At 73.7% G+C, this 10,550-nt stretch carries 7 protein-coding genes and 1 pseudogene; 6 read left to right on the top strand and 2 right to left on the bottom strand.

Going from position 1 to position 10,550, the window contains the following annotated elements; genetic code table 11:
* The 3 genes and pseudogenes from VNL12_RS04420 to VNL12_RS04410 all read left to right on the top strand — a co-directional run.
* Positions 1-417, top strand: a pseudogene (locus tag VNL12_RS04420) (alpha/beta hydrolase); the annotation flags it as partial.
* Between the two features lie 127 nt (positions 418-544).
* On the top strand, positions 545-1,225 hold the full coding sequence (locus VNL12_RS04415; RefSeq protein WP_325591884.1) for a hypothetical protein: 681 nt from the start codon (positions 545-547) through the stop codon (positions 1,223-1,225).
* An 82-nt stretch (positions 1,226-1,307) separates the two neighbouring features.
* Positions 1,308-1,706, top strand: a complete 399-nt coding sequence (locus tag VNL12_RS04410; RefSeq protein WP_325591882.1) for a hypothetical protein — start codon at positions 1,308-1,310, stop codon at positions 1,704-1,706.
* A 12-nt stretch (positions 1,707-1,718) separates the two neighbouring features.
* Here the strand turns inward: VNL12_RS04410 and VNL12_RS04405 are convergent, their stop codons facing one another.
* Positions 1,719-4,445, bottom strand: a complete 2,727-nt coding sequence (locus tag VNL12_RS04405; protein WP_325591881.1) for a sensor domain-containing protein — start codon at positions 4,443-4,445, stop codon at positions 1,719-1,721.
* A 607-nt stretch (positions 4,446-5,052) separates the two neighbouring features.
* Between VNL12_RS04405 and VNL12_RS04400 the strand changes: the two genes are divergently transcribed.
* Positions 5,053-5,511: a hypothetical protein gene (locus VNL12_RS04400; protein WP_325591879.1), complete on the top strand. Its 459-nt coding sequence runs from the start codon at positions 5,053-5,055 to the stop codon at positions 5,509-5,511.
* Positions 5,495-6,229 carry a serine protease gene (locus tag VNL12_RS04395; protein WP_325591877.1) on the top strand — a complete coding sequence of 245 codons (735 nt, stop codon included), beginning with the start codon at positions 5,495-5,497 and terminating at the stop codon, positions 6,227-6,229. The genes VNL12_RS04400 and VNL12_RS04395 overlap by 17 nt, the downstream gene beginning before the upstream one ends.
* Before the next feature lie 26 nt (positions 6,230-6,255).
* Here the strand turns inward: VNL12_RS04395 and VNL12_RS04390 are convergent, their stop codons facing one another.
* The gene (locus VNL12_RS04390; protein WP_325591874.1) at positions 6,256-7,689 is read right to left on the bottom strand and encodes a GGDEF domain-containing protein; all 1,434 of its coding nucleotides are present in this window, start codon (positions 7,687-7,689) and stop codon (positions 6,256-6,258) included.
* Positions 7,690-7,992: 303 nt separating this feature from the next.
* Between VNL12_RS04390 and VNL12_RS04385 the strand changes: the two genes are divergently transcribed.
* The gene (locus VNL12_RS04385; protein WP_325591872.1) at positions 7,993-10,521 is read left to right on the top strand and encodes a beta-glucosidase; all 2,529 of its coding nucleotides are present in this window, start codon (positions 7,993-7,995) and stop codon (positions 10,519-10,521) included.
* Positions 10,522-10,550: the final 29 nt, after the last annotated feature.

Here is a 10,550-nt window from a genome sequence, read left to right as displayed (position 1 = left end):
CACCGCGGCACGGCCGGGGACGCGGCCCGCCGGCCCGGGACGATCGACGAGCTGGCCGCGCGACGGGGCCGCATGAACCCCCGCCTCGACCCGAGCTGGCTGCGCTACGTCGTGCCCATCGGCGCCGGTCGCGCCGAGGACGGCTGGCGCTGGAAGATCGACCCCTCGATGCGCATGGGCGGCTTCGGCCCGTGGCGGCCGGAGTGGTCGATGTGGCGCCTCCCCAGCCTGGGCATGCCGGTGTTGTGCGTGCTGGGCCTCGAGCTCGAGCTGATGGGGTGGGGCACCCTGCCCGAGGACGTCACCTCCCACCTGCCCCCGCAGGGTCGCTACGTCGGTCTTGATGGCGTCGGGCACTTCATGCACGTCGAGCAGCCCGCGTTGGTCGCGGAGCTCGTCCTGGACTTCCTGGCGTGAGCGAGCGCAGCGAGCGAACCAAGCGACACGGGCTCTCTGTCGGCGGAGCTCGCGGAGCCGTCAGTGCTCATCGGTGCCGGTCGCTGGGGACCCGAATGAATGTGATCTGCAGGGTCGTGGTGCACCGATGAGCATGCCCGCGCGCGGGACCGTGACCCTGCTCCACAACCGGGTGCGCCTCGCCCTGCACCCGCTGCACGCCGGCTCGGACCCGGCGGTGCACCCGCTGCTCGCCCTGCACGGCCTGGGCGAGCGCACCCCCGATGAGCCGCCGGCCTGGCTCGATGCCTGGCCCGGCCCGTTGTGGGGCCTCGACCTGACCGGCCACGGCGCGTCGAGCCTGTCGGTGGGCGGGGGCTACACGGCGGAGATCCTGCTGGCCGACGTCGACGCCGCGCTGGCCCACCTCGGCCCGGCCACGCTGGTCGGCCGGGGCCTCGGGGCGTACCTGGCCCTGCTCGCCGCCGGCGCCCGGGCCACCTCGGTGCGCGGCGCGATCCTGCTCGACGGGCCGGGCCTGGCCGGCGGAGGACCGGCGCCGGGGTCGCCCATGATGGTTGCCGGCGCCCGCCTCCCACCCGGGCCGCCCGACCCCTTCGCGATGATCGAGCTGACCCGCGACGTGCGCCCTCCGGACTACGCCCTCACGTTCGTGCACCAGGCCGTGCAGCTCTCGGGGCTCGACACGCCCGTCACGGTGGCGTCCGTGGTCCGCCCGCCGTGGCTGGCGGCGGTCGTCGGCGCCACCGGCGTGGCCGACTCGACCCTCGACGACGCCCTCGCCGCCTACGGCGTTCCCATCCCCTGACCCTTCCGCCGGTCCGGGGCCCCGGGGTACGCTGGCCGCGACGCTTCCCCCGTCACACAGAGCACCGACGACGGAGGACACCATGGCGTTGTCGCAGAGGATGCGGAGCTCGATCTACGAGGGGCTCCACGAGGTCATCGGAGAAGAGGAGGCCGAAGCCTTGCTGGCCCAGTTCCCGAGCCGAGACGTCGACGAACCCCTCCGCCGGGAGCACCTGGAGGTCGGCCTGTCCGACCTGCGGGTCGACCAGGCCCGGCTGCGGGTCGAGATCGCCGAGCTTCGGGTCGAGGTCACCGACAAGGTCTCGGCGCTCGATGCCCGGATCTCCCTCCTCGACGCCCGGATCTCGGCGCTCGACGCCCGGATCTCGGCGCTCGATGCCCGCATGGCCGACCGCTTCCGGGCCCAGACCACCCTGATGGTGGCCCTGGTGGCGGCGGGCACCACCATCACCAGCGCGGTGGCGGCCTTCGCCGGTTGACGCGGCGGCCTCTCAGCTCTGGCGGCCCAGCACCTCGATCAGGTCGGCTTCGGCCATCGGCATGCCGAGGAGCCAGCCCTGGGCCGAGTCGCAGCCGAGCGCACGGAGACGGTCGAGGTGGACCTGGTGCTCCACGCCCTCGGCGACCGATTCCAGCCCCAGGGCGTGGGCCAGGTCGATGACGGCGGCGACGATGGCCTCGTCCTCGGCGTCGCGCCCGAGCCCGTGCACGAAGGAACGGTCGACCTTCAACACGTCGACGGGGAAGTGGCGCAGGTAGCGCAGCGACGACCACCCGGTGCCGAAGTCATCGACGGCGATGCCCACGCCCAGCTCGTGGAGGCGGGTCAGGGCCTCGCCCGAGGCATCGACGTCCATGAGGTCGGTCTCGGTGATCTCGAGCATCAGCGCCCGGGGGGTCAGCCCCGCGTCGACCACGATGGCGGCCACGTCGTCGAGCAGGCGGGGCGACGCCAGCTGGCGGGCCGAGAGGTTGACGCTCATGACCAGGTCCCCGGCGTCGGGGACGAGGTCGTGGAGGCGGGTGAGGGCCCGGCAGGCGGCGGCGGTGATCCAGTTGCCGATGGGCACGATGAGCCCGGTCTCCTCCGCGAAGTGGAGGAACTCGCCCGGCAGCATGATGCCGCGCTCGGGGTGATCCCAGCGCAGCAGCGCCTCCACGCCGTTGATGCGCCCGGTGCGCAGGTCGACCTGCGGCTGGTACGCGACGCGCAGCTCGTGGCGATCGAGCGACCGGCGCAGGGCCGTCTCCAGCTCCAGGCGGTCGATGGCCTGCACGTGCATGTCGGAGTCGAAGACCTCGGTGCGCGACCGGCCCCGGGCCTTGGCCTGGTACATCGCCGCATCGGAGTCCCGGACGAGTGACTCGGCCTCCTGGTCGCCGTCGGAGCTGGCCACGCCGATCGAGACGGTGACCATCACCTCGGTGCCCTCGATGGAGAGCGCGCCGCCGACCGCCTCCTCGATGCGCGCCGCGATGGTCAGGGCCTCGACGCGGTCGTCGAGGTCCTCGCAGAGCACTGCGAACTCGTCGCCGCCGAAGCGGGCCACGGTGTCACCGGGGCGCACCGCGCTCTCGATGCGCTGGGCCACCTGGACCAGCAGCACGTCGCCCGCCGAGTGCCCCAGGCTGTCGTTGATCAGCTTGAAGTTGTCGAGGTCGAGGAAGAGCACGGCGGTGACCGTCGACTGGCGCCCGGCGCGGCCCACGGCCACGCGGAGGCGGTCGAGCAGCAGCGTGCGGTTGGGCAGGCCGGTGAGCGGGTCGTGGGTGGCCTGGTGCTCCAGCTGGTCCTCGAACGCCTTGCGGTCGCTGATGTCGCGGGCGACGACGGCAAGGGTCTCGATGGCCCCGTCGGGCTCGCGCAGGGCGATCATCACGACCGAGAGCGGGCAGAGGTCGCCGTCGATGTCGTGGACCGCCAGCTCGCCCTCCCAGAGCCCTGAGGTCTCCAGTGTGGGCAGCACCTCGGACGTGAAGCGGTGCCGCACCCACGGCGGGGTGCGCGCCACGAGGGTGTCGACCGACGTGAGCTCGGTGCCCTCGAGACCCAGCACGTCGCGCCCGGCCCGGTTGAACCGGATGAGGTCGTTGCCGCGCACGGTCATCCCCACCAGGTCGGTCGACGCCTCGAGCACGAGCGACAGCCGTTCGCGACCCCGCTCGGCCTCGACCTCGGCGCTGACGTCGTGGGCGTTGAAGAGCAGCCCGCTCACGTCGTTGTCGTCGCTCAGGTCAGCGCCCGAGAGGCTGAGGTGGCGCCACCCCCCCTCGGCGTGACGGGCCCGCACCACGACCGGCGCCGCGTGCGCGTCGCCGGCTCGCACGGCCCGGCTGTGCCCCCCGGCCCGCGCCACGTCGTGGGGGTGCAGCATGCTCTCACTGGGCAGCCCGACGAGCGCTTCGGGTGAGTAGCCGAGGATCCTCGTGACCGCCGGGCTGATCCAGCGGATCCTCCCGTCGAGGCCGACCACGATGAGGATGTCGGAGCTCTTCTGCACCAGCTTGCGGAAGCGGCGCTCGCTGGCCCGGATCGCCTCGTCGGCCTCCACGCGCTCGGTGACGTCCTGGAAGCGGATCACCACGCCGTCGATCGCGACCTGCTCCGCGCAGTGGGTGAGCTCGGCCCGGACCCGGCGCCAGCCGCCGTCGGCCCGCCCGATGCGGAAGGAGACGGCGTGGGTCTCGCCCGGCTCGGCCACGGCTGCATCGAACGCCTCGATGACCTGAGCGCGGTCCTCATCGGTGAGCTGCTCCATGGGCCGACGGCCGAGCAGATCCTCGGGGCGGATGCCGATCACGCGGGTCACGGCGTCGCTGGCGTAGGTGACGGTGCCGTCGAGGGCGCACACCATGGTGGCGTCGCGGTCGTCACGGAGGAAGCCCAGCCCGGCGAGCACGTCGGCCGTCCCGGCACCGGCGTGGTCGGCCATCACGGTGATGACCACGAGGTCCCCGTCGCCGCGGAGGAGGCAGGCGGTGGCGACCAGCGGACGTTCCAGGCCCATGCTGTCGATGACGTGGAGCGGTGTCCGACCGTCGGTCCCACCAACGGTGACCCGGGCGATGGCGGCGGCGAGCACGTCCCGGTCACCGGCTGCGACGAGCTCCGTGAGCGCCGTGCCCCCCAGCGCATCGGGGTCGTGGCCCACCAGCTCGGCCACCGACCCACCGACGCTGCGGATCATCCCCTCCGCGTCGACGAGGAGGGCGGCCACGGCGCTCGGATCGCCTGCGACCCCGTCGGGGCGCGACGCGGTCAGCGGGCCGGCCGCCGCCGCGGTCGGTCCCGGCCGCAGCGGAGGGAGATCGGGTGCCGCCACTGTCCTCCCTGTCGCTCTCAGTGATGGGTCCGCTACGGAGGCTACGGGATGCCGGGGCGGACCGTGACCCCACCGGAGGCACCGGGGCGACCAGGGCGTCACCGCGGACCGGGGGGAGGCCCCACCCACGTACCCCGGCTGGGGTGTGCCCTGGCGGACGAGGGGCAAGACTGCGCCAAGCCCGGAGAGACCGGGGTCGATCCAACCGAGGAACCCCACGATGAGCTATCCGCCGGGCCCACCGGGAGCGACCGATCCCAACCACCAGGAACCTGGGCCGGGGCGCCCGTCGGGTCCCCCCCTCGGTCCCTCGCGCGCCGCCTACCCCTCGGCTGCGCCGCCATCCCCGCCCACCGCCACCTCGGAACCCCCCGTCGGTCCGCCCCCAGCCGGGGGCGCGCCGTACGCCGGTGCCGGGCCCGCCGGCGCCGGCCCGCCGCCCGGGTACGGGGCGCCGGCCCCGTCCGCTCCGCCCCCCCGCCGACGGAGCGCCGGGCGCGTCGTGGGTCGCGCCGTCGTGGTGCTCGTCGTGATCGGTGCCCTGGCCGGGACGACGGCCTGGGGCTTCGCCAACCGGTCGAGCGCGGAGAGGTGGAAGGACCGGAGCGAGGCCTCCGACGCCCGGCTGCGCGACAGCCTCGACCGGGTCGAGACCACCGGCACCGAGCTCGAGGACGCCCGTGAGCGGCTCCGGGACCTGGCCGCCGAGAAGGCGGGCGAGTCCGACCTGAACCGCATCCTCGCCGACATCGTCACCCAGGCCCCGGAGGTGACCGAGGCCATGCGCGACTGCCAGAGCGAGACCACCGACCTCGCCAACGACATCATCGCCGCCTTCGGCGACCCCGAGCCGGATCTGGCTGCGTTCGAGGAGCGCACCGACGAGGTCAACACCACCTGCGAGGACGCCCTGGATGCGGCCACGGCGCTGGAGGAGTCGATCGATGAGCTCGGCCTCTGACCGGCGTTCCCCCCGGTTGCGTCGGGGGGGCGCCGCGGTCGCCGCGGTCGCCGTCCTCGCCCTGGCGGCGGGCTGCGTCGCGCCGCCCGACACCGAGGCCGTCGACGCGTCGATCCTCGACGCTCCGGTCGATGTCGACCCCCGCGCCTACACGGTGCGCATCCGCAGCCAGACCTGCGAGGGGTTGGGCGTCGGCTCCGGGTTCCTGATCAACGACAGCACCATCGTCACCAACCGCCACGTGGTCGAGGGGGCTGACGCGCTCGAGGTCGAGACGTCCGAGGGCCAGACGCTCACCGTCGACGTGGCGTCGCAGGGCCTGCTCGCGGATCTGGCCGTGGTGCGCCTCTCCGAGGACATGGCCACCGAGATGTCCGCTGACGGGGTGACCGCGGAGCTGGCCCCGGCCAACCCCGAGCCCGGCGACGAGCTGCGGGCCGTCGGCTACCCGGGCGGCGGCGAGCTCACCGTCACCGAAGGTGAGGTCGAGGACTACAAGGCCGACCCTCGACTGGGCAACCTGTCCAAGGTCATCCGCTCCGACGTGGAGATCCACCCCGGCAACTCGGGTGGGCCGGCCGTCGACGAGCAGAACCGGGTGATCGGCGTCGTGTACGCCGTCGAGGTCAGCACCGAGAAGTCACTGATCGTCCCGGTCGAGACCCTGCGTCGGCTGCTCGACAACACCGAGGGCGTGGAAACCGTCGAGGGCTGCTGAGCGTCGATGCCCCACGACGGTGGTCCTCACCCGGCGCAGGGCTCGGGGCGGGGCCGGGGGACGACACGGGCGCACCCCCGCCCGGACCGCTTGGCCGCGTAGAGGCCCCGGTCGGCGGCGTCGATCAGCTCGACCGGGCGGTGACCGTGGAGGGGCGCCAGGGCGAAGCCGATCGACGCACCTACGGTGATGGTGGCTCCGTGGACCTCGAAGGGTCGGCGGATGGCGGCCAACAGAGCGTCGGCGACGTGCACCGCATGGTCGACATCGCCGACGCCCCGGCACACGACGACGAACTCGTCACCGCCGACGCGGGCGATGTCGTCCCCGGTCCGGAGCGCACCCCTCAGCCGCCGGCCGACGCCCGAGAGCAGGTCATCGCCGAAGCGGTGGCCGTACTCGTCGTTCACCGGCTTGAACCGATCGAGGTCGAGGTAGAGGACGGCCACGGGCAGGTCCTCGTCGTCGAGGGCGGCGCTCAGGCGGCTCATGAGCTCCTCCCGGTTCAGCAGGTCGGTCAACGGGTCGTGGGTCGCGGCCCAGATCAGGCGGCGGCGCGAGTGGTCGCGCTCGATGGCCAGGGCCACCCCGTCGCCCAGCTTGGTGACGGCCCGGGTGTGGCCGAGCAGAGGCTCGGCGCCCTGGTCGCGCCACACCACGATCGCCGCCGACGGGGTCGATCCGGGCGGCACCATGACGGGGAACGCCCAGCAGGAGCGGTAGCCCTGACGCCGAGCGGCGTCGCGGTAATCGGCGGGCAGCGCATCGACGGTGCCGTGCTCGCCGTTGCCCGTGGCCATCGCTCGGCGCCACGGCAGCGGGGAGCGCTCGAGCACCTCGGGTCCGGCGTCGGTGACCGGTTCCGGGCCCAAGCCCCGGCGGCCCTCGGCCCAGAGCTCATCGGCCGCCGACGGGCTGGTGACGGCGCCGAAAGAGGTGCCGTCCCAGCCGTGGAGGATCGCGCTCGCCCCGCCCGGGATCGCCGCGTCGGACGCGCGCGCCAGGTGGGCGAGGCAGTCATCAAGGGAGGCACCCGAGACCAGCTCGGTCAAGAAGCGCTCCATCCAGCGCTCCCGGGTGGCGGGTCGGATCCGGAGGTGGAGGCCCGGGTGCGTGGGGTGATCGAAGTACGGGTGCCCGCCCACCTCGACGGGTACCAGCGAGCCGTCGGGCCGCTCCAGGTCGAGATCGAACGGGATGTCGCCATCGTTCGTGGTCTGGAGCTGGCGCATGACGCGGGCCCCGACCTTCAGCGACGCCCGGGTGAAGTAGCGGCCGACGATCGTGCCGACGATCTCCTCCGGGGGGCGGTCCACCATGGCGGCGAACGCCGGGTTCACATAGGAGATGGTCCCGCCGGCGTCGACCATCACCCGGCCGTAGGGGTCATCGACGAGGATCTGCTGGCACAGCTCGGGTGGCCCCACCGGCCAACCGTCGCGCCACGCGGCGTCGCTCACATCCCCCCGTCCCTGCACCGAACCTCCGTTCCGAGTGTGGCTCACTGAGCACGGTCCCCCGGCCACCACCCGTGGGTGACGTTGGCCGCCCGGGGGTGCGCTGTCAATGCCCAAAGCGCTCTGGGCCGGCCGCTCGCCCGGCCGCCGGTTCGGAGCGGCAGCATCCGCGACCTCCGTACCGAAGCGATCCCCCGTGGCGCACCTCCGTACGAAGCTCGCGATGTCGGGCCACATCAGCGGCACCCGTGCGGGGGGCGGGTCGGCGATGATCGGGTCCCGCCCGGACCAGGAGCCGAACCCACGATGACCCCAGCCCCCCCGTCCCCCCGGGTCACCGAGATGGTGGCCGCCCTCACCCTCGACGAGAAGGCCGCGCTCAGCGCCGGGGTCGACTTCTGGTCCACCCTGGCCGTCCCCCGCGTCGGGCTGCCCCGGGTGCGGGTCACCGACGGGCCCAACGGCGCGCGGGGGCCGGTGACCCGGGGCGAGGGCGGCCTGCGCTCGGTCTGCGTCCCGTGCGGGACCGCACTGGGGGCCACGTGGGACGTTCCTCTGGTCGAGCGCGTCGGCGCCCTGCTCGGCACCGAGGCCCGCCGCAAGGCCTGCCGGGTGCTGCTCGCGCCCACGGTGAACATCCACCGCTCGCCGCTCGCAGGGCGGAACTTCGAGTGCTACTCGGAGGACCCCCTGCTCTCGGGCACGGCCGCGGCGGCGGTGATCCGCGGCGCGCAGGCCCAGGGCGTGGCCACGACGGTGAAGCACTTCGTGGCCAACGACGCCGAGTTCGAGCGCACCTCGATGAGCTCGGAGGTCGACGAGCGCACCCTGCGCGAGATCTACCTCCTGCCCTTCGAGCTGGCCGTGACCGAGGGCGGCACCCTCGGGGTGATGACCGGCTACAACCGGCTCAATGGCATCTGGTGCACCGAAGACGCGGTGCTGCTCGGCGACGTCCTCCGCGACGAGTGGGGCTTCGAGGGCTTCGTGGTCACCGACTGGTACGGGGTCACGACCACCGAGGTCTCGCCCCGGGCGGGGGTCGACCTCGAGATGCCCGGGCCGGGCCGGGCCTACGGGCCTCCCCTGGCCGACGCCGTCCGCGCCGGGACGGTCGACGAGGACCACCTCGACGCCATGGTCACCCGTCTCCTGAACGTGTTCGAGCGGGTCGGCGCCCTCGACGACACCGGAGAGGAGGTGCCGGGGTCGGCCGACGAGCCCGCCGATCGCGAGCTGGCCGCCGAGGCCGCGGCGGCGGGCACGGTGCTGTTGACCAACGACGGCACCCTGCCCCTCGACCGTTCCTCCCTGCGCCGGGTGGCGGTCATCGGCCCCAACGCGAACCGGGCGGTGATCATGGGCGGAGGGTCGTCGCACGTCGCGCCCACCCACCTCACCACGCCCTACGCCGCGCTCGTGGCCCACCTCGGCGCGGAGGTGGAGGTCGTCCACGAACAGGGCGTGGACATCACCCGGGCCGCGCCGGTGCTGGCGGCGCCCGTCACCGTCGACTACTCGGCCGGGAGCGAGCTCGGGGGCGCGGTCGTGCGCTCCGAGACCTGGTCGGCGACGCAGTTCCTCAGCTTCGGCCCGCCCCGCGACGTCCCGCCCGAGTTCACCTTCCGGGCGACGGCCACGCTCGATCCGACCCGCAGCGGGACGCACCTCTTCACCCTGGCCCAGGCCGGTCGGTCCCGGCTGCTGGTCGACGGGAAGGTGGTGATCGACGGCGTGACCGAGCCGCCTCCTGCCGGGCGCAGCTTCATGGGCTTCGGGAGCAAGGAGGTCTCGGGCACCCTTCCGCTCGAGGCCGGACGCCCGGTCGAGGTGGTCGTCGAGTACTCCTCCGGGGGCACGCAGGGCTCCGGCGGGATCTACGCGGTGAAGGTCGGCGTGCGGGCGCTGCTGCCCGACGACGCGGTCGAGCGCGCCGTCGCCGCCGCCGCCGAGGCCGACGTGGCGGTGCTGGTCGTGGGCACCGACGACGAGTGGGAGTCCGAGGGCTTCGATCGCCGATCGATGGAGCTGCCCGGCGAGCAGGACGATCTCATCCGCCGGGTGGCGGCGGCCAACCCCCGCACCGTGGTGGTCCTCAACGCCGGTGCGCCGGTGACCATGGACTGGGTCGAGGAGCCCGCGGCCGTCCTGCAGGTCTGGTTCGGCGGCCAGGAGATGGCCCCGGCCCTGGCCCGGGTGCTCACCGGAGACACCGAGCCCGGCGGTCGTCTGCCCACCACCATCCCGCTGCGCTTGGAGCACAACCCCTCCTATGGCAACTTCCCCGGTGACCACGACCGCATCCGCTACGGCGAGGGCGTGCTGGTCGGCCATCGCTGGTACGACACCCGGCACCTCCCCGTGCGCTTCCCCTTCGGACACGGCCTGTCCTACACCTCGTTCTCGCTGGGCGAACCGACGCTCTCGGCGAGCTCCTTCACCGCCGGCTCGATGCTCACCGTGCAGGTGCCGGTGACCAACACCGGCGGTCGCACCGGCTCGGAGGTCGTGCAGCTCTACGTCGCCCCGCCGGCGCGCACGCCCGTCCCCCGCCCCACCCAGGAGCTCAAGGCATGGGCCAAGGTCCACCTGGCCCCCGGGGAGACCACCACGGTGAACCTGGCTCTGGGCGACCGAGCCTTCGCCTGGTGGGACGTGGGCGATGACGGCCGCGCCGCGATCCACGACCGGCTGCCGCTCCGGCCCGCCGACGAGGCCCCGCCGGTGCGACCTCGGGGCTGGCGCGTCGATCCCGGCCGCTACGAGCTGCGCCTCGGGCGCTCTTCGGCCGCCGCCGATCACGTCGTCGCCCTCGAGGTCCTGGGCCCCGACTGAGCCTCGCGGCACGCTGGTGGTGGGGTCGG

It is taken from the genome of Iamia sp., from assembly GCF_035575815.1.
In the GTDB taxonomy this organism is placed as follows: Bacteria; Actinomycetota; Acidimicrobiia; order Acidimicrobiales; family Iamiaceae; genus Iamia.
Note: the sequence above shows the minus strand (reverse complement) of the source record. Positions and strands in the feature narration are given on the sequence as shown.